This is a genomic window from Pantoea coffeiphila, assembly GCF_016909495.1.
Lineage (GTDB): Bacteria > Pseudomonadota > Gammaproteobacteria > Enterobacterales > Enterobacteriaceae > Erwinia > Erwinia coffeiphila.
The window spans coordinates 98,751-123,785 of sequence record NZ_JAFBFW010000004.1 but is presented as its reverse complement, the minus strand read 5'-3'; the positions used below and the strand labels follow the sequence as shown (position 1 = coordinate 123,785).

21 protein-coding genes are annotated in these 25,035 nt (G+C 57.1%); 12 read left to right on the top strand and 9 right to left on the bottom strand.

Annotated elements, in window-relative coordinates:
• Positions 1 to 40: 40 nt before the first annotated feature.
• Both nfo and JOE09_RS14150 read right to left on the bottom strand, forming a co-directional pair.
• The gene (nfo, locus tag JOE09_RS14155; protein ID WP_205066228.1) at positions 41 to 883 is read right to left on the bottom strand and encodes a deoxyribonuclease IV; all 843 of its coding nucleotides are present in this window, start codon (positions 881 to 883) and stop codon (positions 41 to 43) included.
• A 61-nt stretch (positions 884 to 944) separates the two neighbouring features.
• A complete protein-coding gene (locus tag JOE09_RS14150) occupies positions 945 to 2,009 on the bottom strand; it encodes a YeiH family putative sulfate export transporter (RefSeq protein ID WP_205066227.1) in 1,065 nt (354 codons plus the stop codon).
• A 164-nt stretch (positions 2,010 to 2,173) separates the two neighbouring features.
• Between JOE09_RS14150 and yieE the strand changes: the two genes are divergently transcribed.
• From yieE to cirA, 5 genes are all read left to right on the top strand, one after another.
• Complete coding sequence (yieE, locus tag JOE09_RS14145; protein WP_205066226.1) at positions 2,174 to 3,040, top strand: DNA-binding transcriptional regulator YeiE; 867 nt, start codon at positions 2,174 to 2,176, stop codon at positions 3,038 to 3,040.
• A 181-nt stretch (positions 3,041 to 3,221) separates the two neighbouring features.
• On the top strand, positions 3,222 to 4,688 hold the full coding sequence (locus JOE09_RS14140) for an amino acid permease (protein WP_205066225.1): 1,467 nt from the start codon (positions 3,222 to 3,224) through the stop codon (positions 4,686 to 4,688).
• 176 nt (positions 4,689 to 4,864) lie between these two features.
• Positions 4,865 to 5,947 (top strand): FecCD family ABC transporter permease, encoded by a 1,083-nt coding sequence (locus JOE09_RS14135; RefSeq protein WP_200546213.1) that lies wholly within the window; start codon positions 4,865 to 4,867, stop codon positions 5,945 to 5,947.
• Positions 5,947 to 6,732 carry an ABC transporter ATP-binding protein gene (locus JOE09_RS14130; protein WP_172606542.1) on the top strand — a complete coding sequence of 262 codons (786 nt, stop codon included), beginning with the start codon at positions 5,947 to 5,949 and terminating at the stop codon, positions 6,730 to 6,732. Before JOE09_RS14135 ends, JOE09_RS14130 begins: the two co-directional genes overlap by 1 nt.
• Positions 6,733 to 6,908: 176 nt before the next feature.
• Positions 6,909 to 8,894 carry a catecholate siderophore receptor CirA gene (cirA, locus tag JOE09_RS14125; RefSeq protein ID WP_205066224.1) on the top strand — a complete coding sequence of 662 codons (1,986 nt, stop codon included), beginning with the start codon at positions 6,909 to 6,911 and terminating at the stop codon, positions 8,892 to 8,894.
• A 45-nt stretch (positions 8,895 to 8,939) separates the two neighbouring features.
• Here cirA and fghA read toward each other — a convergent pair whose 3' ends face one another.
• From fghA to ptrR, 3 genes are all read right to left on the bottom strand, one after another.
• Complete coding sequence (fghA, locus tag JOE09_RS14120; RefSeq protein ID WP_205066223.1) at positions 8,940 to 9,782, bottom strand: S-formylglutathione hydrolase; 843 nt, start codon at positions 9,780 to 9,782, stop codon at positions 8,940 to 8,942.
• Between the two features lie 89 nt (positions 9,783 to 9,871).
• Positions 9,872 to 10,996, bottom strand: coding sequence for an S-(hydroxymethyl)glutathione dehydrogenase/class III alcohol dehydrogenase (locus tag JOE09_RS14115; RefSeq protein WP_205066222.1), 1,125 nt, complete (start codon positions 10,994 to 10,996; stop codon positions 9,872 to 9,874).
• A gap of 84 nt (positions 10,997 to 11,080) precedes the next feature.
• Positions 11,081 to 11,959 (bottom strand): putrescine utilization regulator PtrR, encoded by an 879-nt coding sequence (ptrR, locus tag JOE09_RS14110; protein ID WP_205066221.1) that lies wholly within the window; start codon positions 11,957 to 11,959, stop codon positions 11,081 to 11,083.
• A gap of 100 nt (positions 11,960 to 12,059) precedes the next feature.
• Between ptrR and JOE09_RS14105 the strand changes: the two genes are divergently transcribed.
• The 7 genes from JOE09_RS14105 to mglC all read left to right on the top strand — a co-directional run bounded on the left by JOE09_RS14105 (position 12,060) and on the right by mglC (position 20,373).
• Positions 12,060 to 13,196 (top strand): YbfB/YjiJ family MFS transporter, encoded by a 1,137-nt coding sequence (locus JOE09_RS14105; RefSeq protein ID WP_205066220.1) that lies wholly within the window; start codon positions 12,060 to 12,062, stop codon positions 13,194 to 13,196.
• 125 nt (positions 13,197 to 13,321) lie between these two features.
• A complete protein-coding gene (gene folE / locus JOE09_RS14100) occupies positions 13,322 to 13,987 on the top strand; it encodes a GTP cyclohydrolase I FolE (protein WP_105591349.1) in 666 nt (221 codons plus the stop codon).
• Positions 13,988 to 14,092: 105 nt separating this feature from the next.
• Positions 14,093 to 15,271, top strand: coding sequence for a DUF418 domain-containing protein YeiB (gene yeiB / locus JOE09_RS14095; RefSeq protein ID WP_205066219.1), 1,179 nt, complete (start codon positions 14,093 to 14,095; stop codon positions 15,269 to 15,271).
• 136 nt (positions 15,272 to 15,407) lie between these two features.
• Positions 15,408 to 16,448 (top strand): HTH-type transcriptional regulator GalS, encoded by a 1,041-nt coding sequence (gene galS, locus JOE09_RS14090; RefSeq protein ID WP_205066218.1) that lies wholly within the window; start codon positions 15,408 to 15,410, stop codon positions 16,446 to 16,448.
• 305 nt (positions 16,449 to 16,753) lie between these two features.
• Positions 16,754 to 17,749 carry a galactose/glucose ABC transporter substrate-binding protein MglB gene (mglB, locus tag JOE09_RS14085; RefSeq protein ID WP_205066217.1) on the top strand — a complete coding sequence of 332 codons (996 nt, stop codon included), beginning with the start codon at positions 16,754 to 16,756 and terminating at the stop codon, positions 17,747 to 17,749.
• Between the two features lie 73 nt (positions 17,750 to 17,822).
• Positions 17,823 to 19,343: a galactose/methyl galactoside ABC transporter ATP-binding protein MglA gene (gene mglA / locus JOE09_RS14080; protein WP_205066216.1), complete on the top strand. Its 1,521-nt coding sequence runs from the start codon at positions 17,823 to 17,825 to the stop codon at positions 19,341 to 19,343.
• 19 nt (positions 19,344 to 19,362) lie between these two features.
• Positions 19,363 to 20,373 (top strand): galactose/methyl galactoside ABC transporter permease MglC, encoded by a 1,011-nt coding sequence (mglC, locus tag JOE09_RS14075; RefSeq protein ID WP_205066215.1) that lies wholly within the window; start codon positions 19,363 to 19,365, stop codon positions 20,371 to 20,373.
• Between the two features lie 83 nt (positions 20,374 to 20,456).
• Here mglC and JOE09_RS14070 read toward each other — a convergent pair whose 3' ends face one another.
• The 4 genes from JOE09_RS14070 to cdd all read right to left on the bottom strand — a co-directional run bounded on the left by JOE09_RS14070 (position 20,457) and on the right by cdd (position 24,992).
• Positions 20,457 to 21,380, bottom strand: a complete 924-nt coding sequence (locus JOE09_RS14070; RefSeq protein ID WP_205066214.1) for a DMT family transporter — start codon at positions 21,378 to 21,380, stop codon at positions 20,457 to 20,459.
• A gap of 41 nt (positions 21,381 to 21,421) precedes the next feature.
• Entirely contained in the window at positions 21,422 to 22,138 is a 717-nt protein-coding gene (gene sanA, locus JOE09_RS14065) for an outer membrane permeability protein SanA (RefSeq protein WP_105591356.1), read from the bottom strand.
• A 138-nt stretch (positions 22,139 to 22,276) separates the two neighbouring features.
• Entirely contained in the window at positions 22,277 to 23,974 is a 1,698-nt protein-coding gene (locus JOE09_RS14060; RefSeq protein ID WP_205066213.1) for an NAD-dependent malic enzyme, read from the bottom strand.
• A gap of 127 nt (positions 23,975 to 24,101) precedes the next feature.
• Positions 24,102 to 24,992 carry a cytidine deaminase gene (gene cdd, locus JOE09_RS14055; RefSeq protein WP_205066212.1) on the bottom strand — a complete coding sequence of 297 codons (891 nt, stop codon included), beginning with the start codon at positions 24,990 to 24,992 and terminating at the stop codon, positions 24,102 to 24,104.
• Positions 24,993 to 25,035: the final 43 nt, after the last annotated feature.

The window sequence follows — 25,035 nt, the reverse complement described above, 5'->3', positions numbered from 1 at the left end:
CGGGGCCGTTTTTTTGCGTCTGACTTCTACGTCTGCGTTTTTACTTCTGCTCTGACTTCAGCCAGGCAATTTCATCCTTCCAGATTTCCGGATCGATGGTTTCCAGAATCATTGGAATACCGTCAAATCGCGCATCTTTCATCAGCCAGCTAAATACCGTCTTACCGATATTACCCTCACCGAGGCTGTGATGGCGGTCAACGCGGCTGTTAAACTCACTCTTCGCATCGTTCAGGTGCATCCCTCGCAGGTAGCGGAAGCCGACAATCCGCTCAAACTCCTCGAAGGTTTTCACGCACTCTTCTTCGGTACGCAGATCGTAACCGCCGGCAAACGCGTGGCAGGTATCGATGCAGACACCGACGCGGGACTTATCCTCCACGCCATCGATAATCGCCGCCAGGTGCTCAAAGCGGAAACCAAGATTACTGCCCTGGCCAGCGGTGTTTTCGATCACCGCCGTAACGCCCTCGGTCTGGTCCAGCACGATATTGATCGACTCTGCGATACGCTTCAGGCACTCGTCTTCACTAATCTGTTGAAGATGGCTGCCTGGGTGAAAGTTCAGCAGCGTCAGACCCAGCTGCTGGCAGCGGGTGACTTCGTCAAGGAAGGCAGCGCGTGACTTTTCAAGGGCTTCCTCAACCGGATGGCCGAGGTTAATCAGATAGCTGTCGTGGGGCAGGATCTGGCCGGGGCCATAGTTATACTGCTCACAGGCGCTGCGAAAGGCGGAAATTACCTCGTCCGTCAGCGGTGCTGCGCGCCACTGGCGCTGATTTTTGGTGAACAGCGCAAAGGCAGTTGCTTCCAGCTCAAAGGCGCGTTTAACCGCCTGATCCACGCCGCCTGCTGCGCTGACGTGGGCACCGATAAATTTCATGCCGTTCTCCTGTTAATGGCCTGGGTCATCTCCGGCTATGATAACCGGAAACGCGGCCAGATTATGCCATCAAATGGTCGGCCAGCAGGTTAATCGCACCGCCACCCACAATCAGCCAGATAAACAGCACCAGACCCAACAGCAGCGGCCGCAGCCCGGCACGTTTCAAATGGTCAAAACGGGTGGTGACGCCCAGTGCAGCCATTGCCATTGCCAGCATCACGTTATCCAACTGGTTAACGGTGCCGATCATCTCTTGCGGTAGCAGGTGCAAAGAATTGAACAGGGCTACAGCGATAAACAACAGGGCAAACCAGGGGAAGCTGACTGCTGACTTCTGCGCGCCGTGGGCGGCAGCGGGGCGCAGGCGTTTAATCTGCCAGCTGAGGAGAACCAGGAAGGGAGCCAGCATCATCACCCGCAGCATTTTAGCAATCACAGCCGTATTTTCCGCCTGCGTGCCGAGGGTATGCCCGGTGGCAACAACCTGCGCCACTTCATGCAGGGTGGAGCCGATATAAATGCCGTAGCTTTCTGCGGTAACAGATGGGAACAGTGCTGCTGCCAGCGGGTACAATAAAGGATAAAGAAAGATAGCCAGGGTGCCGAACAGTACCACGGTGGCAACGGCGACGGTGACTTTGGCCGGATCGGCTTTTACCACCGGCTCTGTTGCCAGAATCGCTGCCGCGCCGCAGATGCTGCTACCCGCACCGATAAGCCAGACGGTTTCGCGATCGAGATCAAAAACTTTACGCCCCAGCCAGCAGGCAAGGAAAAACGTTGAGCTGAGAACCAGCATATCAATCACAATACCGCTGGCGCCGACATCGGCAATTTGCTGGAAGGTCAGACGAAAACCGTACAGAACGATCCCCACACGCAAAAGTTTTTGTTTGGCGAAAGCCACCCCATCGTTACAGGGCCGGGTAATATAGGGATAAACCGTATTGCCGATAAGGATACCGAAGACAATAGCCAGCGTCAGTGCGCCCAGCCCCAGACCTGAAAGCTGGGGAAGGCTTCCTGCCGCGGTCGCCAGGGTGGCAATCCCTGCCGCCAGCGCCAGTCCAGGTATAAACTTAACGGCAACAGGTAGCGCATTAGGGTAGGTCATGTCGGTCATATCGGTTTCTCCTTAAAAGCCATGGAGATCATGTAAGAATTCGGCTTAAAAGAGAAATTGATAATATATTTATTATAAACCACTATTAGTGTTAAGCGGCGTCGGCGGAGGGCTGGAATCGCAGCACGTTTTGTAAGGCAGTATCTTTAGACTAAGGAAGCATTATGCACATTACTTTACGCCAGCTGGAAGTCTTTACCGAGGTACTTAAAAGCGGGTCAACGACCCAGGCCTCTCTGGTGTTGGCCCTGTCCCAGTCAGCGGTTAGCGCCGCACTGGCCGATCTGGAAGGCCAGCTTGACGTTAAGCTGTTCGATCGCGTTGGCAAGCGGCTGGTAATCAATGAGCACGGTCGCCTGCTGTACCCACGTGCTGTTGGTCTGCTGGAGCAGGCGCAGGAGATCGAACAGTTGTTTCGTGAAGATAACGGTTCTCTGCGTATAGCCGCCAGCAGCACCATCGGCAACTACCTGCTGCCTGGCATGATCGCCCACTACCGTCGTGATTTTCCATTATTGCCGCTTGAGCTTAGTGTGGGTAACAGCCAGGAGGTGATTAATGACGTCGCTGATTTTCGTGTTGATATCGGTCTGATTGAGGGGCCATGCCACATGCCCGAGTTGATTACCGAACCGTGGATGGAAGATGAGCTGGTGGTGTTTGCTGCGCCGGGTGCGGACATTCTCAGCCATCCGGTGACGCTGCAAAGCCTGGCGGCGGCACCGTGGATCTTGCGTGAGCAGGGGTCGGGTACACGAGAAATCGTTGACTATCTGCTGCTATCACACCTGCCGCAGTTCGATCTGGCGCTGGAGCTGGGCAACTCCGAAGCAATAAAAAATGCGGTGCGCCACGGGATGGGGATCAGCTGCCTGTCGCGCCGGACCATCGCCGAGCAGCTGGAGCTGGGTACGCTGGTCGAAGTGCCCGTACCGCTGCCAAAATTAAAACGCACGCTGTATCGTATCTGCCACCGGCAGAAGCACGTATCAAAAGCCCTGAGCCGTTTCCTCAGCTACTGCAAAGAGTAAAGAGTCGTTGTCATTGCTAGTGCGGCGGGAAAACCGTCGCAGCGCTGCCGTTGTCATCACGTCTTATTCTAATGATCGCCGGACGATCATGAAGCTAACTTATAACGTCGCGTTATCGCTATACGCTCCCCGGTAGTTTGTTACAATCGCGCCTCATTTTAGAAAAGCACAGCGATTAAACATGGATCATGACATAAAAACAACACAACAGCCTGGGTTAAGGCGTGAACTCAAAGCTCGTCACTTAACGATGATAGCCATTGGCGGTTCAATTGGTACCGGTCTCTTCGTCGCTTCAGGTGCGACCATCTCTCAGGCGGGACCTGGCGGAGCGCTGCTCTCCTACGCGCTGATTGGCCTGATGGTCTACTTCCTGATGACCAGCCTTGGTGAGCTTGCCGCGTATATGCCGGTATCCGGCTCATTCTCCACCTACGGTGCAAAATACGTAGAAGAAGGCTTCGGTTTCGCTCTCGGCTGGAACTACTGGTACAACTGGGCGGTGACTATCGCCGTTGACCTGGTGGCCTCGCAGCTGGTGATGAGCTGGTGGTTCCCGGACACCCCGGGCTGGATCTGGAGTGCGTTATTCCTCTGCGTGATCTTCCTGCTTAACTATATTTCGGTGAAAGGCTTCGGTGAGGCGGAATACTGGTTCTCGCTGATTAAAGTCGCTACCGTGATTATCTTTATTATTGTCGGCGTCGCGATGATCGTCGGCATTATGCGCGGCGGCGAAAGCGCCGGCTGGCATAACTGGCAGATTGGCGATGCGCCGTTCGCCGGGGGCTTCGCGGCGATGATCGGCGTGGCGATGATTGTCGGTTTCTCCTTCCAGGGGACCGAGCTTATCGGTATTGCTGCGGGTGAATCTGAAGACCCGGGTAAAAATATCCCGCGCGCGGTGCGTCAGGTGTTCTGGCGTATCCTGCTGTTCTACGTCTTTGCGATTCTGGTGATCAGCCTGATCATCCCGTACACCGATCCAAGCCTGCTGCGCAACGATGTTAAAGATATCAGCGTCAGTCCGTTCACCCTGGTCTTCCAGCATGCAGGCCTGCTGTCGGCGGCAGCGGTGATGAATGCGGTGATCCTGACGGCGGTGCTGTCGGCGGGCAACTCCGGCATGTACGCCTCCACGCGCATGCTTTACGCTCTGGCCTGTGAAGGCAAAGCGCCGCGCATTTTCAGCAAGCTGTCGAAGGGGGGGGTGCCGCGTAACGCGCTGTACGCGACCACCGTGATTGCCGGTCTGTGCTTCCTGACCTCAATCTTTGGTAATCAGACCGTGTATCTGTGGCTGCTGAATACCTCCGGGATGACCGGGTTTATCGCCTGGCTGGGAATTGCTATCAGCCACTATCGTTTCCGTAGGGGCTACGTCGCCCAGGGCCGCGATCTGGCCGACTTGCCTTACCGTTCCGGTTTCTTCCCGCTGGGGCCGATTTTCGCCTTCGTGCTGTGCCTGATCATCACTCTGGGTCAGAACTATCAGGCGTTCCTCGCTGACACCATTGACTGGTACGGCGCGGCGGCAACCTATATTGGTATTCCGCTGTTCCTGATTATCTGGTTCGGCTATAAGCTGACGCGCAAGACGCGGTTTGTGAAATACAGCGAGATGGAATTTCCAAAATTAGATAAGTAATATTGCTGAATAACTCCAAAGGCGCGAATTTCGCGCCTTTTTTATATCCCGCGCGGTGGTACAAATATTATTGATAAGTATTATCATTAGCTTTATTTTTCTCTCCATAATTTCTACAATCTTGCCTTTCTCCCGGCCAGGGAACGATCCGGGGCTTTCCCGAACAGGTATTGAAGATGAGTGTGACCCACGATCCCGTAAAGTTATCCGAAGTAACGCCGCCCGACAGTGCAATGGGGCGCTATCATCGGGTACTGAAGCATCGCTTTCTGATGATGGGGGTGCTGTTTCTGGCGATTGTTGCCTCATTAATCCTTGATTTTACCCTTGGCCCGTCCGGCCTGACGCTGCACGCACTGTGGCAAACTCTGCTTTCCCCTGAATCCGTCGATGCCGGTACTCGAGTTATCGTCTGGGATATCCGCCTGCCGTATGCGCTGATGGCAGTGGTTGTGGGCCTTGCGCTGGGGCTGGCCGGTGCCGAAATGCAGACCATCCTGAATAACCCGTTGGCCAGTCCGTTTACCCTTGGCGTCTCTTCCGCCGCCGCCTTCGGTGCCGCGCTGGCCATTGTTCTTGGTATCGGCATTCCCGGTATTCCCGATCAGTGGTTTATCTCCGCCAATGCCTTTGTCTTCGCGCTGTTTGCCGCGCTGATGCTGGATGCGGTCACCCGCTGGACCAAAGTCGCCACCTCTGGCGTGGTGCTGTTCGGTATCGCGCTGGTGTTTACCTTTAACGCGCTGGTCTCGATGATGCAGTTTATCGCCAGCGAAGACACCCTGCAGGGGCTGGTGTTCTGGACCATGGGCAGCCTGGCGCGCGCCTCGTGGGACAAGCTGGGCGTGCTGTGCCTGGCGCTGCTGATTCTGGTGCCGCTGTCGTTGCTCAGTTCGTGGAAGCTGACGGCGCTGCGCCTCGGTGAAGATCGCGCAGTCAGCTTCGGCATTGACGTGCGCCGCCTGCGTCTGGCAACCCTGCTGCGCATCAGTATTCTCTCTGCGCTGTCGGTGGCCTTCGTCGGGCCTATCGGCTTTATCGGCCTGGTGGCACCGCATATCGCGCGCATGATTTTCGGTGAAGATCACCGCTTCTATCTACCCGCCAGTGCGCTGACCGGTGCGCTGGTGCTGTCGATGGCTTCCGTCGTCTCGAAGAACATTATTCCTGGGGTGATCATTCCGGTTGGCATCGTCACCTCGCTGGTCGGCGTGCCGTTCTTCCTGAGTATTATTCTGCGCCATCGGGGGAATATTTGATGCAGGGACTGAAAATCAGCGGCTTCAACGCCGGCTATCCAAAGCGTCAGATCATTACCAACCTCAACGTGCCTCTTTTGCCACGCGGAAAAATTACCGTGCTGCTGGGGCCGAACGGCTGCGGCAAGTCAACGCTGCTGCGTTCGCTGGCGGGCCTGAACCGCGCGAAAGGTGAAATGTGGCTTAACGGTGAAGAGCTGATGACGCTGCCGTTTGCCCAGCGCGCCAGCCGCGTGGTGTATCTGCCGCAGTCGCTGCCTGCCGGGGTGCACCTGCACGTGCTGGAGTCGATTATCGTTGCCCAGCGGGCGTCCGGCGGGCGCAGCAGCGCGGCCAGCGAAGCCGAAGTGATGGAGCTGCTGGAGCAGCTGGGCATTGCGCACCTGGCAATGAGCTATCTGGACCAGCTTTCCGGCGGGCAGAAGCAGCTGGTGGGCCTGGCACAATCGCTGATCCGCCGTCCGGGCCTGCTGCTGCTCGATGAGCCGCTCAGCGCGCTTGATTTAAATTATCAGTTCCATGTCATGGAGCTGGTGCGCCGTGAAACGGAGAAGCGAAATATCGTCACCGTAGTGGTGGTCCACGATATCAATATCGCCCTGCGCCACGGCCAGCATGTATTAATGCTGCAAAACGGTGAACTGATTGCCGATGGTTTACCGGAAGACGTGATTACTCCGGAGAGTCTTGCGCGCGTGTACGGCGTTCGTGGCCGAATTGAACGCTGTACGTTGGGAACGCCGCAGGTATTAATCGATGGATTAGTTGAAGCACCCTCTTTTTAGTTCTGGCAAGTGCGCGCCGGGGCCCGTCCAGCTCCGGCAATTTACCGCGCAGGACAAGCGTCAATTAACCGGAATATAACCGGAAAACCGAGCGGATAAACTCCGCCGAATAAGTCAATTACGGTATTTGCCGTAATCATTTTTGCTGTTACTGCTTTGCATTCATGGAGAAAGTTATGTTTAGGTTGAACCCTGTTATGCGCGGGGGCCTCTGCGCGTCTGCTATTATTTTATCCTTCCCGCTGCTGGCTGAAGACGTTGAAGTTGAAGAAGCGAAACAACGTGAACAGCAAATGGTGGTGACCGCTTCGGCAACCGAAGTGAATCTGAAAGATGCGCCGGCCAGTATCAGCGTGATCACCGCCGAAGATATTCAGCGCCGTCCGGTGCAGAATCTGCGCGATGTACTGCGTGATGTTCCCGGCGTACAGCTGACCAACGAAGGTGATAACCGTAAGGGCGTCAGTCTGCGCGGCCTCAACAGCAGCTATACGCTGATCCTGGTTGACGGCAAGCGCGTTAACTCGCGTAATGCGGCCTTCCGCCATAACGACTTCGACCTTAACTGGATACCGGCCGATGCCATCGAGCGTATCGAAGTGGTCCGCGGGCCGATGTCCTCGCTGTACGGTTCCGATGCGCTGGGTGGCGTGGTGAACATTATTACCCGTAAAGTCGGCAAAGCCTGGCACGGAACCCTGAGTGCGGATACGACCGTGCAGGAACATCGCGATCGCGGCGACAGCTACAATGGCAGCTTCTTCACCAGCGGTCCGCTGATTGACGATCTGCTGGGTGTGAAGTTGTACGGCAATCTCGGCAAGCGCGAAAAAGACAAACAGCAGCACTCAGATACCGCTGCCAACGGCCTGTCGCCGCGCATTGAGGGTTACACCAACCGCAACACCAACGTGGAATTCGCGCTGACCCCGACCAAAGAGCAGGATATCAGCCTCGGCTACGGCTTCGACCGCCAGGACCGTGATTCCGACTCGTTGGATAAAAACCGCATCGAACGCCAGAACTATTCTCTTGGCCACAACGGCCGCTGGGACTGGGGCAACACCGAGCTGCGCTTCTACGGCGATCGCGTTGAAAACTACAACAGCAGCGCCGGTAACGCGGTAGCGAGAAACAACTCGCTGGACGGAAAACTGGTTCTGCCGCTGGCTGACATCAACCAGATAGTGACCTTCGGCGGTGAAGTGCGCCACGATAAGCTGGAAGACAGCGGCACGCTGAAAGGCAGCGGCAAAACCTCCGCCAGCCAGTACGCGCTGTTTGTGGAAGACGAGTGGCGGATTATTGAGTCACTGGCGCTGACCACCGGCGTGCGTATGGACGATCACCAGACCTTCGGCGATCACTGGAGCCCGCGCGCCTACCTGGTGTATAACGCCACTGATACGATTACCGTGAAGGGCGGCTGGGCCAATGCTTTTAAAGCGCCTTCACTGCTGCAGCTCAGCCCGGACTGGCAGAGCGGTTCCTGCCGCGGCAGCTGTACCATTGTCGGTAGCAAAGAGCTGAAGCCGGAAACCAGCGAAAGCTTCGAACTGGGCCTGTACTACGCCGGGGAAGAGGGGCTGCTGGAGGGCGTGACCGGCAGCGTGACCGCCTTCCAGAACAACGTTGACGATATGATTGATATTGCCCGTACGGCGAATCGTGCGCTGGCACCCACTTACCCGAACTACGTGGGCGTGGATGAAAACGGCAATCCGACGTTCCGCTACTACAACGTCAACAAGGCGCGCATTACCGGTGTGGAAACCGAGATGACGGTGCCGTTCAACGATCGGTGGAAGCTGACACTGAACTACACCTATACCGACGGGCGTAACCTGAGCGGCGGCGGTAACAAGCCACTTCAGGAGCTGCCGCTGCACACCGCCAACGGTACCCTGGACTGGAAGCCGCTGCAGGACTGGTCGTTCTTCCTGCAGGCGAACTACTCCGGACAGCGCCGCTCACTGACCACAGACGGCCCGACGCCGGGTGGTTATGTGATGTGGAATGCCGGTGGAGCCTGGCAGGCGACCAAAGCGGTCAAGCTGCGCGCTGGGGTGATGAACCTGGGTGACAAAGATCTGAACCGCGACGACTACACCTTCAACGAAGACGGCCGTCGTTACTTTGCCGCGGTAGATTACTCCTTCTAATCCCCGCCGGGGCCAGTGGCGAAACCGCTGGCCCCGAACTGCCTGCTACACCAGCAGATACTTTGCGTGGAAGCGCAAATGGTCCTCAACAAAGCTGCTGATAAAGAAGTAGCTGTGGTCGTAGCCCGGCTGCACGCGCACGGTCAGCGGGAAATCCACTTCGAGGGCAATCTCCTCCAGGCGTTCAGGCCGTAGCTGATCGGCGAGGAACTGATCGCTGTCGCCCTGATCGATGAGCACCGGCAGCTGGTTAGCGCTGTTGCGCATCAGCCAGCAGCTGTCGTACTCCTTCCAGCTTTCCACATTATCGCCCAGATAGGCGCGAAACGCTTTCTGTCCCCACGGCACTTCCAGCGGATTGACGATCGGTGCAAAGGCGGAGGCCGAACTGAAGCGGCCCGGATTGCGCAGCGCGATGGTCAGCGCACCGTGTCCGCCCATCGAATGACCCATAATCGCCTGACGATCGCTGACGCTGAAGTTACCGGCAACCAGCGCGGGCAGCTCGCTGTTGATGTAGTCGTACATCTTAAAATTGGCCGACCACGGCGCTTCGGTGGCGTTAAGGTAGAAACCCGCCCCCTGGCCGAGGTCGTAACCCTCGTCGTTGGCCACGCCTTCGCCGCGCGGGCTGGTATCCGGCATCACCAGCACCAGACCCAGCTCGGCCGCTACGCGCTGTGCGCCGGACTTCACGCTGAAGTTTTCATCGGTGCAGGTTAAACCGGCAAGGCACCAGACCACCGGCGGCGGCGTGCCGTCTTTCGGGCCGGGTAAAAAGATGCTGAAGGTCATGGTGCAGTTCAGGCTGCTTGACTGATGGCGGTAGCGCTGCTGCCAGCCGCCGTACAATCGGTGTTCTTCAAGTAGCTCCAGAGTGGATGGCATGTATCCTCCTGATGGGTTCTGTCGTCGTTCAGAATCAGGCCCGCTAAAACGAGCCTGTCTCTGACTATAGCTTACCGGTGCCCGGCTTATTATTTATTGAAATGCACCACGGTACGGATCGACTTGCCGGAGTGCATCAGCTCGAACGCCTCGTTGATGTCTTCCAGCGGCATGGTGTGGGTAATAAAGTCGTTCAGCTGGAACTCACCGTTCATATAGCGATCGACAATGCCCGGCAGCTGCGAGCGACCCTTCACGCCGCCGAACGCGGAACCGCGCCATACGCGGCCGGTGACCAGCTGGAACGGACGGGTGGCAATTTCTTCGCCCGCACCAGCCACGCCGATAATCACCGATTCGCCCCAGCCCTTGTGGCAGCACTCCAGCGCGGAACGCATCACGTTCACGTTACCGATGCACTCGAAGGAGAAGTCCACGCCGCCGTCGGTCATCTCAACGATCACTTCCTGAATCGGTTTGTCGAAATCTTTCGGGTTGATCAGATCGGTAGCGCCCAGCTTGGTGGCCAGATCGAACTTGCTGGTGTTGATATCCACGCCGATGATGCGACCGGCTTTCGCCATCTTCGCACCGATAATCGCCGACAGACCAATGCCGCCCAGGCCGAAGATCGCCACGGTGTCGCCTTCTTTCACTTTCGCGGTGTTCAGTACGGCACCCATACCGGTAGTCACGCCACAGCCCAGCAGACAGACTTCTTCCAGCGGGGCTTCTTTGCTGATTTTAGCCAGTGAGATTTCCGGCACTACGGTGTACTCGGAGAAGGTAGAGGTGCCCATATAGTGGAAGATAGGCTGACCGTCTTTAAAGAAGCGGGTGGTACCGTCCGGCATCAGACCTTTACCCTGGGTGGCGCGGATCGCCTGGCAGAGGTTGGTCTTGCCGGACAGACAGAATTTACATTTGCCGCATTCCGGCGTGTACAGCGGGATCACGTGATCGCCCACGGCAACGCTGGTCACGCCTTCGCCCACGGCTTCAACAATACCGCCGCCTTCGTGGCCCAGCACCGCCGGGAACACGCCCTCTGGATCTTTACCCGACAGGGTATAGGCGTCGGTATGGCACACGCCGGTGGCGGTGATGCGCACCAGCACTTCGCCTTTCTGCGGCGGCATCAGATCCAGTTCTTCAATCTTCAGTGGCTCACCGGCGGCCCAGGCTACGGCGGCACGTGTTTTAATCATCTGCATTTTATGCTCCTGTCAGTTACTCCGATCCGGCGGTTTCCGGTCGTGAGCAGGGTGTTTAAGGTTAAGAGGGGGTGATAAGCCCGGTCAGTCGCTGGACTTATTATCAAACTGTTCAATAATCAGGTACTTCAACGCTTCAACATTTGGCGTGAAGGCATCACGCCGCCACACCAGCCGCGTGTCGGTATCGCGGAATTCCGCCGACAGCGGATGCTGGCGCACGCGTTCATGGCCCGGCAGCAGCGTCAGCACACCTTCCGGCAGCATGGCGATACCGCCGCCGCTGGCGACGCAGGCCAGCATCGCGTGGTAAGAGGGAATATCCATCACCGGCCCGTGCTGCACGCCGTCGGCAAGAAACCAGTTTTCAAAACGCTGGCGGTAAGAACAGCTGGGGCGAAAGGTAAACAGCGTGGCCCCGGCTGCGTCCGCCGGGCCGACGATTGGCGGGTGTTCAAGGCTGGAGATCAGCACCAGCCGTTCGGAAAAGGCCACGCAGCTGTTCAGCTCGTCCATATTGATCGGCCCGTCGGACAGGGCGGCGGCCAGCGTGCCCGCGCGTACCTGCTCGAGGATTTCGCCGGAGGTGCCGGTGGTCAGCGACAGGGTGACGCTTTTATAACGCTGATGAAATTCAGCCAGCAGCGAGGGCAGGCGGCTGGCGGCGGTGCTCTCCATCGAGCCCAGCGCAAAGTGCCCGGCGGGTTCGCCGCTGTGGGCCATCGCCATCGCTTCGGCGCTGAGTGCCAGAATGCGCTGCGCGTAGCAGAGAAAGTTATGCCCCATCGGCGACAGCCGCAGGCGCTGCTTTTCGCGAATAAACAGGTCCGTGCCGAGTTCCTCTTCCAGCTGGCGCAGGCGAGTGGTGAGATTAGAGGGTACGCGGTTAAGCTGTTCCGCCGCGCGAACAACCGAGCCGCTGTCGGCAACGGCGCAGAACATTTTAAGCTGGGTCAGGTCCATATTCTTTTTTCGTAAGCAACTTTGTGTGAATTATTCACTTTTTGAGAGTTTACCGATCGCATAGACTACTGGCAATGAAAATCGGGCATGGGAGAACAAAATGGCAGTGCGTGTGGCATTCAGCGCGTTTCTGGCGCTGGTGGTAGCAATGGGGATCGGGCGTTTCGCCTTTACCCCGCAGGTTCCTTTAATGATAGACGATCGCCAGCTGTCGCTGACCAGCGCCGGGGTGGTTGCCGCCTTAAACTACCTCGGCTACCTGTTTGGCTCCTGGGACGCGATGCGTGCCACCCGGCGGGTGGAGTGGCGACTACAGGCGGGAATTTGGGGCGCGGTGGCGCTGACGTTGCTTTCCGCCTGCATTGCGGGGCCGTGGTGGCACGGCGTGGTGCGTTTTCTTATTGGCTGGGCCAGCGGCTGGGCGATGGTACTGATCGCCGCGTGGAGTAATGAACAGCTGCACCATTACGGGCGCCCGGCGCTCAGCGCGGCGGTGTTTGCCGGGCCGGGCACCGGAATTTTCCTCAGCGGAATGATGGCGGTGCTGCTGCATCACTGGCAGATCGGTGCCGCCATGGCCTGGCTGGCCTACGGGGTGATGGCGTTGCTGTTGGTATTGTTAATTGCCCGCAACCTGCCGCGCAGCGGCCAGCTACATCGCCCTGACACCGCGCCGGAGCCGCTGAAGCTGACCGCCGGTCTGAAAAAACTGGTGTGGAGCTACAGCCTGGCGGGGTTCGGCTATATCCTGCCTGCGACGTTCCTGTCGCAGATGGCGGCGGCACGCTTTCCCGGCAGTGCCTTTGCTCAATTCGCCTGGCCGGTGTTCGGCGGTGCGGCGGTGGTGGGGATTCTGGCGGGGATTCTGACCCGCCGTTACGGCCATAGCAACCGGCGGCTGGTATACGTACTGGTATTACAGGCCGTCGGCGTATTCGCGTCCGATCTGCTGCCGGGCATTGGCGGGCTGGTGCTGGGCGCGGTGCTGGTCGGCGGCGGTTTCCTTTGCGTGGTACAGCTGTCCCTGCAGTACGGTCGCGAACTGGCACCGCGGCATACCCGCTATCTGGCCGGGCTGCTGACCACCGGCTATGCCCTCGGCCAGCTGGTGGGGCCGCTGCTGTCGGCGATATCCACCGCGCTAGTCGGGCGGCTGGAACCGGCGCTGTACGTGGCTGGAGTGGCGCTGCTGGTGGCCGCCGCGCTGGTCTGGCGGCGCGATGCGGCGGCTGAATGAAACAGTTTCATCGACAATTAAATTGATTCACTGGATCGCGCGCCGATTGTATTACAAAATACCGCCTCAGAAATTTCGCCGGGCCCGTTGCGCCCGGCTGGTCACCTGCTGGAGAAGAAAATCACATGGCGACGTTGAGTCAGGAAGCCGCACTTGTTCATGAAGCACTGCTTGCTCGTGGGCTGGAAACCCCGCTACGCGCTCCCGTGCGTGAAATGGATGACGAAACCCGCAGACAGCTGATTGCCGGCCATATGACCGAAATTATGCAGCTGCTGAACCTCGATCTGGATGATGACAGCCTGCGCGAAACCCCGCAGCGTATTGCCAAAATGTACGTGAACGAAGTGTTTTCCGGCCTGGATTACGCCAACTTCCCGAAAATTACCGTGATCGAAAATAAAATGAAGGTTGATGAAATGGTGACGGTGCGCGATATCACGCTGACCAGCACCTGTGAACATCACTTCGTGATTATCGACGGTAAGGCAACCGTGGCTTATATCCCAAAAGATAAAGTGATTGGCCTGTCGAAGATCAACCGCATCGTGCAGTTCTTCTCTTCGCGCCCACAGGTGCAGGAACGACTGACGCAGCAGATCCTCGTGGCGCTGCAAACGCTGCTCGGCACCAACAACGTCGCGGTGTCCATCGACGCGGTGCACTACTGCGTGAAGGCGCGCGGCATTCGCGATGCCACCAGCGCCACCACCACGACCTCCCTGGGCGGGCTGTTCAAGTCCAGCCAGAATACCCGGCAGGAGTTCCTGCGTGCGGTACGTCACAGCTGATTGACAGCCTGAGGCGACATCCTGCACTGTAGGGGCAGGCCGGTTTTGCCGGTCTGCCCGTTGTCGATCCACGCCCGGGCGACCGGAAGAGATGAACCTCCCTGGATGAATGCACCCGTAACCCGTATTGCCACGCTGGATTTTATCCGCGGGGTCGCCATTCTTGGCATCCTGCTACTGAACATCACCTCCTTTGCCTTACCGAAAGCCGCCTACCTTAATCCGGCCTGGCACGGCATGCCTGCCGCTTCCGAGCTGTGGGTCTGGTCGGCGATGGATCTGCTGGCGCAGGCTAAATTCCTGACCCTGTTTGCCATCCTGTTCGGTGCCGGGCTACAGATGCTGCTGCCGCGCGGTAAACGCTGGTTACAGTCGCGGCTGTCGTGGCTGGTGATCTTCGGCTTGCTGCACGGCCTGCTGTTCTGGGAAGGGGATATTCTGCTGGCGTACGGCCTGGTGGGGCTGGTGGTGTGGCGAATGATCCGCGATGTCCCCGGCACGCGGCAGCTGTTTAATACCGGTCTGATGCTGTATGTGGTCGGTAGCGCCATTCTGGTGGTGCTGGGAATGGCCTCGGGGCCAAATCCCAACAGCTCGTGGCTACCCGGTGCCGCAGACATCCAATATGAAACCTTCTGGCGCACTCACGGTGGCTGGGAGGCGCTGCGCAACCGGCTGGATATGCTGGGATCGGCGCTGATGGCGCTGGCCGCACAGTACGGCTGGCAGCTGGCGGGCCTGATGATGTGCGGCGCGGCGCTGATGCGCAGCGGCTGGCTGCGCGGTACGTTCAGCGTGCAGCACTATCGCCGCACGGGCTGGCTGCTGGTGCTGACCGGCGTGGCAATTGAAATTCCGTCGATTGCCCTGCAGTGGATGACCGGCTGGAGCTTCCGCTGGTCGGGCTTTTTCTTACAGGTGCCGCGCGAAGTCAGCGCGCCATTACAGGCACTGGGCTATGCCGCGCTCTGTTTCGGCTACTGGCCGCAGCTACAGCGGCGCGTAATCACCAAAGCGGTCAGCGCCGTCGGTCGAATGGCGCTCAGCAACTATCTGCTACAGACGCTGATTTGCACCACGCTGTTCAACCATTTTGCGCTGTTTAACCACTTTAGCCGTTTACAGCTGCTGGCGATTGTCCCTGCTATCTGGCTGGTTAACCTGCTGTTTTCTCTCTTCTGGCTGCGACTGTTCCGCCAGGGGCCGCTGGAGTGGTTTTGGCGTCGGCTGACGTCGCTGGGGCTGCCAGCGCAGGGAGAAGATGACAGGCATCACAAAGGTTAAAAGTTTGTATGTAACCGTTTTCAGGCATGTGACGCAATTCACGTAGCTGGAACGGCCTCACTGACAAAATAGACGGCAGAAACGCGTCAAGGTCAGGAAGGGCTATGCAAAATCTTATCTTCTGCGGTAATCGGTCATGATTACCATTCGTGATGTCGCCCGTGAGGCGGGCGTCTCCGTGGCGACCGTCTCCCGCGTGTTAAATAACAGCGCGGCGGTTACCGGGGAAACCCGCGACGTCGTGTTAAAAATCGTTGAGCAGCTGGGCTACCGCCCTAACGCCAACGCGCAGGCGCTGGCCAGCCAGGTCAGCGATACCATCGGCGTGGTGGTGATGGATGTATCCGATCCCTTCTTTGGCGCGCTGGTGAAAGCGGTTGATACCGTTGCCCAGCGCCTGCACAAACACGTACTCATCAACAACTCCTATCATCAGGCGGATAAAGAGCGCCACGCCATTGAAGTGCTGATTCGCCAGCGCTGCAACGCCTTGATTGTGCATGCAAAAGCACTGGGTGATGACGAGCTGTCGTCGCTGATGCAGCAGGTGCCGGGTATGGTGTTAATCAACCGCATCATCCCCGGATTTGCCCATCGCTGCGTGTGCCTGGACAACGTCAGCGGCGCGCTGATGGCGACCCGCATGCTGTTACAGCATGGGCATCAGCGCATCGGTTATCTTGGTTCGGCCCATCCGATTGAAGATGACGATCAGCGCCGCCACGGCTGGATGCAGGCGATGAACGAGCAGGGGATTACCCCGGCCGAGAGCTGGTCTGCCTGCGGCGAACCGGATTTACAGGGCGGAGAAGCAGCCATGGTCGAGCTGCTGGGGCGTAATCTTCAGCTCAGCGCGGTGTTTGCCTACAACGACAGCATGGCCGCCGGTGCGCTGGCAGCGCTGAAAGACAACGGCATTGCCGTGCCGTTACAGCTTTCCGTCGTTGGATTTGATGATATTCCTATCTCGCGTTACACCGATCCTCAGCTCAGCACTGTACGCTATCCTATTGTTTCTATGGCAAAACTCGCTACCGAACTGGCGCTGAAAGGCGCAGCCGGGCAGCTGGATCACAGCGCCCAGCACTGCTTTATGCCGACGCTGGTGCGCCGTCACTCGGTGGCGCTGCGGCAAAGTGTGTCGGCCGTCACTAACTCAGGCGATTTGCTGGTGTAACCGTTTTCAATCTGTGAGTAAATTCACAGTTAATTAACATGGCCTTCTCTATGATGGCAGCGTCTGCAGGGGCTGAAACATGATGTAACGACAGGGCTGGCTTTCTCGCTGTCGTTAATCAGCACTGCTAAACGTGTTTACATACAGCATTCAGGAAGCCTTTCCGCACACGGACGTCGGGTTTGGTGTTAGCCATAGTCGGCCCGCGCAACAACTCTGTTTCGCCGCCCACGAATCGATCGCCACGCGAGCACGCTGTGCCCGCATTGCGTTGAGTACTACCCTACAAAAAAACCGGAGATACCATGAATAAGAAGGTTTTCACTCTCACCGCCCTGGTCGCCAGCATGATGTTTGGCGCTGCTGCTCACGCTGCTGATACCCGTATCGGCGTGACCATTTATAAGTATGACGACAACTTTATGTCGGTGGTGCGCAAGGCCATTGAGAAAGAAGCCAAAAACAGCTCGGACGTTCAGCTGTTGATGAATGACTCCCAGAACAGCCAGTCAACCCAGAACGACCAGGTTGACGTCATGGTAGCGAAAGGCGTGAAGGCGCTGGCCATCAACCTGGTTGACCCGGCGGCGGCTGATGTGATTATCAGCAAAGCAAAATCCAACGATATTCCGGTGGTGTTCTTTAACAAAGAGCCTTCGGCGAAAGCGCTGGCCAGCTATGACAAAGCCTATTACGTCGGTACCGACTCTAAAGAGTCCGGCGTTAAGCAGGGCGAGCTGATTGAAAAACACTGGAAGGCCAACCCGGCCTGGGATCTGAACAAAGACGGCCAGATCCAGTTCGTGCTGCTGAAAGGCGAGCCGGGCCACCCGGATGCCGAAGCGCGTACCAAATACGTGATCGATACCCTGAACAAAGACGGTCTGAAAACCCAGCAGCTGCATCTGGATACCGCGATGTGGGATACCGCTCAGGCGAAAGATAAGATGGATGCGTGGCTCTCTGGCCCGAACGGCAACAAAATCGAAGTGGTGATCGCTAACAACGACGCGATGGCGATGGGTGCCGTTGAAGCCCTGAAGGCCCACAACAAGTCTTCCGTGCCGGTATTCGGCGTGGATGCACTGCCGGAAGCGCTGGCGCTGGTGAAATCCGGTGCAATGGCCGGCACCGTGCTGAACGATGCGGATAACCAGGCGAAAGCCACCTTCGATATGGCGAAAAACCTGGCGGCGGGCAAACCGGCTACCGAAGGCACCAACTACAAACTGGACGGTAAAGTGGTTCGCGTCGCTTACGTTCCTGTCGATAAAGACAATTTGTCACAGTTCGCGAAATAAGTATCACCTGATGCGGAGCGCTCTGCTCCGCATCAGGCGTTGAATCAGGTCACCCTTTCAGCCAGGTAGAATTATGGGCAGTGATAACGTGCAAACGCAGCGCGAATTTTTGCTCGAGATGACGAATGTAAATAAGTCATTCCCGGGAGTTAAAGCGCTTGATAATGTGAATCTAAAAGTCCGTCCGCATTCAATTCACGCCTTGATGGGGGAGAATGGTGCCGGTAAGTCGACCTTATTAAAATGCCTGTTTGGCATTTACAGTAAAGACTCGGGGAGCATTATTTTTCAGGGGGAGGAAGTTAATTTCAAAAGCTCTAAAGAGGCGCTGGAAAACGGCGTGTCGATGGTGCATCAGGAATTAAACCTCGTTCTGCAACGTACCGTCATGGATAATATGTGGCTTGGCCGCTATCCAAAAAAAGGGTTCTTCGTCGATCAGGAAAAAATGTATCGCGATACGAAAGCGATCTTCGACGAGCTGGATATTGATATCGATCCGCGCGATAAGGTGGTATCACTTTCCGTTTCGCAAATGCAGATGATCGAAATCGCCAAGGCTTTTTCCTATAACGCCAAGATCGTTATTATGGATGAGCCAACGTCATCGCTGACCGAAAAAGAAGTTAACCATCTGTTTACCATTATTCGTAAACTGAAGGATCGCGGCTGCGGCATTATCTATATCTCGCACAAAATGGAAGAGATCTTCCAGCTGTGTGATGAGATCACCATTCTGCGCGACGGCCAGTGGATTGCCACCCAGTCGCTGGAAGGGCTGGATATGGATAAGATTATCGCCATGATGGTCGGTCGTTCGCTTAACCAGCGTTTCCCGGATAAGCACAACGTACCGGGGGAAACCATTCTGGAGGTGCGAAACCTGACCTCGCTGCGCCAGCCGTCGATCCGCGACGTTTCCTTCGACCTGCGCAAAGGCGAAATCCTCGGTATTGCCGGGCTGGTGGGGGCTAAGCGAACCGATATCGTCGAGACGCTGTTTGGCATCCGCGAGAAATCCGCAGGTACAATCCGCCTGCACGGTAAGCCGATTAAAAATAACAGTGCCAATGAAGCCATAAACCACGGCTTTGCGCTGGTCACCGAAGAGCGCCGTTCAACCGGTATTTACGCCTATCTGGATATCGGCTTTAACTCGCTGATTTCAAATATCCGTAAGTATAAAAATAATATTGGTCTGCTAGATAACAGCCGGATGAAAAGCGATACCCAGTGGGTCATTGACTCCATGCGGGTAAAAACCCCGGGTCATAAAACGTCGATTGGTTCGCTTTCCGGCGGTAACCAGCAGAAAGTGATTATTGGTCGCTGGCTGCTGACTCAGCCGGAAATATTAATGCTGGATGAACCGACGCGCGGTATTGACGTTGGCGCGAAGTTTGAAATTTATCAGCTGATTGCCGAGCTGGCGAAGAAAGATAAGGGAATCATTATTATCTCCTCGGAAATGCCGGAGTTATTAGGCATCACCGATCGGATACTGGTAATGAGTAATGGCCTGGTTGCAGGCATTGTCGAAACGAAAAACACCACGCAAAACGAAATATTGCGTTTGGCATCGTTGCACCTTTAATGATGTAAGGGCTGTTACTATGAATGCAGTGAATAAAAAGAATGCGCTCACCTGGTTAAAAGAGGGCGGAATTTACGTGGTGCTGCTGGTTCTGCTGGCAGTTATCATTATCCAGGACCCAACGTTTTTAAGTTTAATGAACCTGAGTAATATTCTTACCCAGTCCTCCGTGCGCGTCATTATTGCACTGGGCGTGGCGGGGCTGATTGTTACCCAGGGGACCGACCTGTCTGCCGGTCGTCAGGTTGGCCTGGCGGCAGTAGTGGCGGCAACGCTGCTGCAGTCGATGGATAACGCCAACAAGGTGTTTCCTCATATGGAAACCATGCCGATTGCGCTGGTTATTCTGATTGTCTGTGCGGTGGGTGCGCTGATTGGCCTGGTGAACGGCCTGATTATCGCTTACCTCAAGGTAACGCCGTTTATCACCACGCTGGGTACGATGATTATCGTTTACGGCATTAACTCGCTGTATTACGACTATGTTGGTGCGTCACCGGTGGCTGGTTTTGACGAGAAGTTCTCTACCTTTGCGCAGGGCTTTATCCGCATGGGCGACTTTAAACTCTCGTACATCACCTTCTACGCGATTATCGCCATCTTCCTGGTGTGGATACTGTGGAATAAAACCCGCTTCGGTAAAAATATCTTTGCTATCGGCGGTAACCCGGAAGCGGCGAAAGTCTCTGGCGTAAACGTTCCGTTCAACCTGATCCTGGTCTACGCCCTGTCCGGCGTGTTCTATGCCTTCGGTGGGATGCTGGAAGCGGGCCGTATCGGTTCCGCCACCAATAACCTTGGCTTTATGTACGAGCTGGATGCGATTGCGGCCTGCGTGGTGGGCGGCGTGTCGTTTGCCGGCGGCGTGGGTACGGTAGCAGGTGTGGTGACCGGGGTGATCATCTTTACGGTGATCAACTACGGCCTGACCTATATCGGCGTTAACCCTTACTGGCAGTACATCATCAAGGGCGGCATCATTATCTTCGCGGTGGCGCTGGATTCACTGAAGTACGCGCGTAAGAAGTAAGTTGTTTGTGAAAAGGGCTGCATGATGCAGCCCTTTTCATATCGAAGCGGGTGATGTCACCTTTCTGCAATTCTGCCAATCCATTAGTCAATAGCGCCCGCCTCAGGCACCTTTTCCTTTCCAAACCGCTGCGCAAGAAGAGAAATCAGCCCCGGCATACACATCCCCGTCAGAATCAGTGCGCCACCCAGCAGAACGTTGACCGACAGGTTTTCATGCAGCAGCCAGACGGCGAACAGCGCGGAAAACACCGGCTCAAGATTGTAGATCAGCACCGCGCGCGTCGGCGAGGTATAGCGCTGATAGTGGGTCTGCACCCAGAAGGCGATCACCGTAGAAAACAGCGCCGTCACCAGCAGGGCCCACACCAGCGGGCCGTCCCATGTCTGCGGGAACCATTCGCCGCCGGTGGCATGCTGCATCAGCATAATCACCGCTGCCATGGTGGCAACCTGCAAGAACGTCAGTGCGGTATTGTCGTGGCGGACGCTGAGCTTATCCAGCGCCAGAATATGCAGCGCCGTGAACACCGAACCGATAATCACCAGCGAATCGCCCCACTGCAAATGCCAGTCGTGCATATCGGACATCACCAGCAAACCGGCCACGCCAAACAGCACGGCGATAATCGCCGAAGCAGAAGGCAGCTTACCCGCCAGCGGGCCGGAGAGCAGCAGTACCCAGACTACCGCCAGTCCGGCCAGAAACCCGGTATTCGATGCGGTGGTGGTTTGCAGCCCGAGGATAAGAAAGACGAACGCTGCGCCCAGCAGCAGACCCAGAGAAATGCCCGCAAGGTACGTTCGGCCACCGATGCCCGCCAGGCTTTTGGCGCTGAAGGGCAACATCAGCAGGGTAGAGAGCAGGAAGCGCAGCCCCAGCACCATCAGCACCGGATGCAGGGCGACCGCCTGCTTCATCACCGGGAAGCCAATTCCCCATCCGGCGGCAACGCAAACCAGCAGCAGTTCCGCTATCCAGCGTTTGCGTGTGGTGACTTCATTCATTCGACAACTCCCGGTCCATGTCTGGCTAATGCGAGTGGTGGTTACTTTCCTTTCTGCTGGATTTCCAGCAGCTGCTCCGGGGTGACTGCCGGGTAGCTCTGCGCGTCTTCAGGCACTTCATGTACCGCCGGGATCGGCACCAGCGGCCCGAGGAATCGCGGTTCGCGCTTCATCAGGTACAGATCGGCCAGTGCGCCAAGGCGAGCACCCACTTCACGCAGCCGCACGCTGAGCATGTTTTTTGGCGAGGGAACCGCATAGCACTGCGCCTGAATCCCCATATGCAGGGCGATAAACAGCGCACGCTCGCAGTGGAAGCGCTGGGTAATAATAATAAAGTCGTTGGTATCGAACACCTTGCGGGTGCGCACAATGGAGTCGAGGGTACGGAAACCGGCGTAGTCCAGCACGATATCGGACGGCTCCACGCCAGCCGCAATCAGGTCACGGCGCATGGTCATCGGTTCGTTATAGCTTTGCTGGGCGTTATCGCCGCTCAGCAGCAGATAGTTCACCTTGCCGCTGTTATAGGCGTTCATCGCACCCTGGATGCGATACAGGTAATACTGATTGATCACCCCGGTCCGGTAATACTTGGCGGTGCCCAGTACCACGCCAACCTGACGGTGGGGCAGGGATTTCAAATCGTCGTAAATATAGGGGGCGGTTTTCCAGCTCATCCAGCGATCCAGGCCAAGCGCGGTCAGAACCATCAGAACGATGATGATAATCAGACCATAAGCCAGGCGTTTCAACATACTGAACGGTGCTCGAAATTGCGAAGACAGGGTGGTTCAAGGCTACTGTAGGGAGAGAGGGGAAGCAAGCAACGGCGCGCCGTATGGCGGTTTTTCACACAAATAGCCGGGCGCAGTGTGACGCCCGGCAGATTCTTCTTAGATAGAAGTCCGGCGATAGTTACGATACTGCGGCAGCCAGAAGTTGGCGGCAATGGCTTTGGACAGCACGTCTTCCGAGGTGACCACCGCCACGCCCGCCAGCTGTGCGGCTTTGCCTACGGCCATCGCAATGACTTTTGACACGCCCTGAATATCCTTCACTTCTGGCAGTACCGGGCCGGAGCCTTCGTTAGCCAGAGGCGAGCACTCTGCCAGCGCACGGCTGGCGGCCATCAGCATGCTGTCGGTTACGCGGGTCGCGCCGGAGGCAATCACGCCCAGGCCAATACCCGGGAAGATATAGGAGTTATTGCACTGGGCAATCGGGTAGGTTTTATCCTTCCAGATCGCCGGTGCAAACGGACTGCCGGTGGCGACCAGTGCCTGACCGTCGGTCCAGGCCATAATGTCCTGCGGCGTAGCTTCTACGCGGGAAGTCGGGTTGGACAGCGGCATGATAATCGGGCGCGGGCAGTGCTTATGCATTTCACGCACGATCTCTTCGCTGAACAGCCCCGGCTGGCCGGAAACGCCGATCATAATGCTCGGACGCGCGTTGCGCACCACGTCCAGCAGTGAGAGCGAATCGCTGCTGCTGTCCCAGTTGGCCAGACGTTCGCTTTTCTGCACCAGTTTGCTCTGGAAGTTAAGCAGGTTTGGCAGCTTGTCGGTCAGCAGGCCGAAGCGGTCGACCATAAATACGCGGGCGCGCGCTTCATCTTCGCTCAGCCCTTCGGATTTCATCTGGGCGATAATCTGCTCGGCGATACCGCAGCCGGCGGAACCGGCACCGAGGAACACCACATTTTGCTCGCTCAGCTTGCTGCCCGCTGCACGGCTGGCGGCCAGCAGGGTACCCAGCGTGACGGCGGCGGTGCCCTGGATATCGTCATTGAAGCAGCAAACTTCGTTACGATAGCGCTCCAGCAGCGGCATGGCATTCTTCTGCGCGAAGTCTTCAAACTGCAGCAGCACGTTCGGCCAGCGGCTTTTCACGGCGGTAATAAATTCGTTGACGAAGTTATCGTACTCCTCGCCGGTAATGCGCGGGTGGCGCCAGCCCATGTACAGCGGATCGTTCAGCAGCTGCTGATTGTTGGTGCCGACATCCAGCACCACCGGCAGGGTGTAGGCCGGACTGATGCCGCCACAGGCGGTATAGAGCGACAGCTTACCTATAGGAATACCCATGCCGCCGATGCCCTGGTCGCCCAGGCCGAGAATGCGCTCGCCGTCGGTCACGACGATAACTTTTACATTCTGCTTGGTGGCGTTCTGCAGCATGTCTTCAATGCTGGCGCGGTTCGGATAGGAGATAAACAGACCGCGCGCGCGGCGGTAGATCTCAGAGAAGTGCTCACAGGCTGCACCCACCGTTGGGGTGTAGATGATGGGCATCATCTCTTCCAGATGGTTGTCCAGCAGGCGATAGAACAGGGTTTCGTTAGTGTCCTGGATATTACGCAGATAGACGTGTTTATCGTTATTATTTTTAAAATCCTGGAACTGCCGCCAGGCGCGTTCGGCCTGTTCCTCAATGGTTTCAACCGTTTCAGGCAGCAGGCCGTTGAGGTTGAAGTCATTACGCTCCTCAATCGAGAAGGCGCTGCCTTTGTTCAGCAGGGGAAATTCCAGCAGGATCGGACCGGCGTAAGGGATGTAAAGCGATCGTTTACTTTCGTATTCGAGTTCCATGCAATTCGTACTCTGGTTGCTATCGTGATGATGTGGGGCCAATCCTAGAATAAATCATCTGAAAATACAGCTTTTGTTAACAAGTAATAACAAAAGCTGGGATCTTTCTCGAAGTACTGGCGGATTTTTACGATTGAATCAGAGGAATGGTGCTGAAGCGGGTACAGCCCAGCGCGCTGAGGGTGGCAGCGGTGGCGGACAGTTGGCTGAGCTTCGCCTCCGGCGCTTCGGCCAGTACCGCGCGGGAAATATCGCTGCTGGCGTATCCGGCAAGATTCAGCAGATTCAGCGCGCCCTGCAGCGGCGGCAGAGTTGGGTTAAAGGCGGCATTTTCCGCATAGCGCCCGGCGAAAATCGTACCGTCGGTCGTTTCCAGCGCTACGCCGCTCCATGCCTGGCTGTACGGCGCATGGCTGCTGTTGGCCGCCGCCAGTGCCGCCTGTTCCAGCGCATCGCCCCGGATCGCCACGCCGTGATCGACGTTATCCATCAGCAGGGTGGTAATGTTCAGATCGCGCGGACCGAACGAATCCGGCAGATAGTCGCCCAGCGTGGCCGCCGACCGGCCCGGCAGCTCGATGGTCAGGGCGGTACCGCTGTTCAGTTCGTTCATAAACTGGCGGCAGTGGCCGCAGGGGGTGTAGTTTACCGTGATCGCTTCAAGCGCGCGTTCGCCCCGGAGCCAGGCGTGGGTCACTGCGCTCTGCTCGGCGTGAACGGTTTGCTGCATGGTGGTGCCGCTGAATTCCATATTGGCCCCGAACCATAGCGTGCCGCTGGCACCGCGTGCGATGGCACCGACTTTAAAATCGGACAGCGCGGCCTGTGCGCAGGCTGCGGCCAGCGGCAGCAGGGCAAAGGCCAGTTCGCTGTCGTTATAGCCACACTGCTTTTTCAATATTGCCGCTTCATCGGCGCTGATGCGGGCAGAAAACTCCGCAGAAGAGAGAATCGGCCGAATGGCATGCTGTAATGGCTCGGGAAGCGTGGCGAAGGCTGCCAGGAATCTTGGATGCATTTTAGGCCTCTTTATGCTGGATGCTGGCTCATGTTAACGAGCC

Excerpts from the sequence above, each read along its gene's own strand:
- nfo (WP_205066228.1), bottom strand. The coding sequence starts at position 883 with ATGAAATTTATCGGTGCCCACGTCAGCGCAGCAGGCGGCGTGGATCAG.
- JOE09_RS14150 (WP_205066227.1), bottom strand. The coding sequence starts at position 2,009 with ATGACCGACATGACCTACCCTAATGCGCTACCTGTTGCCGTTAAGTTT.
- yieE (WP_205066226.1), top strand. The coding sequence starts at position 2,174 with ATGCACATTACTTTACGCCAGCTGGAAGTCTTTACCGAGGTACTTAAA.
- JOE09_RS14140 (WP_205066225.1), top strand. The coding sequence starts at position 3,222 with ATGGATCATGACATAAAAACAACACAACAGCCTGGGTTAAGGCGTGAA.
- JOE09_RS14135 (WP_200546213.1), top strand. The coding sequence starts at position 4,865 with ATGAGTGTGACCCACGATCCCGTAAAGTTATCCGAAGTAACGCCGCCC.
- JOE09_RS14130 (WP_172606542.1), top strand. The coding sequence starts at position 5,947 with ATGCAGGGACTGAAAATCAGCGGCTTCAACGCCGGCTATCCAAAGCGT.
- cirA (WP_205066224.1), top strand. The coding sequence starts at position 6,909 with ATGTTTAGGTTGAACCCTGTTATGCGCGGGGGCCTCTGCGCGTCTGCT.
- fghA (WP_205066223.1), bottom strand. The coding sequence starts at position 9,782 with ATGCCATCCACTCTGGAGCTACTTGAAGAACACCGATTGTACGGCGGC.
- JOE09_RS14115 (WP_205066222.1), bottom strand. The coding sequence starts at position 10,996 with ATGCAGATGATTAAAACACGTGCCGCCGTAGCCTGGGCCGCCGGTGAG.
- ptrR (WP_205066221.1), bottom strand. The coding sequence starts at position 11,959 with ATGGACCTGACCCAGCTTAAAATGTTCTGCGCCGTTGCCGACAGCGGC.
- JOE09_RS14105 (WP_205066220.1), top strand. The coding sequence starts at position 12,060 with ATGGCAGTGCGTGTGGCATTCAGCGCGTTTCTGGCGCTGGTGGTAGCA.
- folE (WP_105591349.1), top strand. The coding sequence starts at position 13,322 with ATGGCGACGTTGAGTCAGGAAGCCGCACTTGTTCATGAAGCACTGCTT.
- yeiB (WP_205066219.1), top strand. The coding sequence starts at position 14,093 with ATGAATGCACCCGTAACCCGTATTGCCACGCTGGATTTTATCCGCGGG.
- galS (WP_205066218.1), top strand. The coding sequence starts at position 15,408 with ATGATTACCATTCGTGATGTCGCCCGTGAGGCGGGCGTCTCCGTGGCG.
- mglB (WP_205066217.1), top strand. The coding sequence starts at position 16,754 with ATGAATAAGAAGGTTTTCACTCTCACCGCCCTGGTCGCCAGCATGATG.
- mglA (WP_205066216.1), top strand. The coding sequence starts at position 17,823 with ATGGGCAGTGATAACGTGCAAACGCAGCGCGAATTTTTGCTCGAGATG.
- mglC (WP_205066215.1), top strand. The coding sequence starts at position 19,363 with ATGAATGCAGTGAATAAAAAGAATGCGCTCACCTGGTTAAAAGAGGGC.
- JOE09_RS14070 (WP_205066214.1), bottom strand. The coding sequence starts at position 21,380 with ATGAATGAAGTCACCACACGCAAACGCTGGATAGCGGAACTGCTGCTG.
- sanA (WP_105591356.1), bottom strand. The coding sequence starts at position 22,138 with ATGTTGAAACGCCTGGCTTATGGTCTGATTATCATCATCGTTCTGATG.
- JOE09_RS14060 (WP_205066213.1), bottom strand. The coding sequence starts at position 23,974 with ATGGAACTCGAATACGAAAGTAAACGATCGCTTTACATCCCTTACGCC.
- cdd (WP_205066212.1), bottom strand. The coding sequence starts at position 24,992 with ATGCATCCAAGATTCCTGGCAGCCTTCGCCACGCTTCCCGAGCCATTA.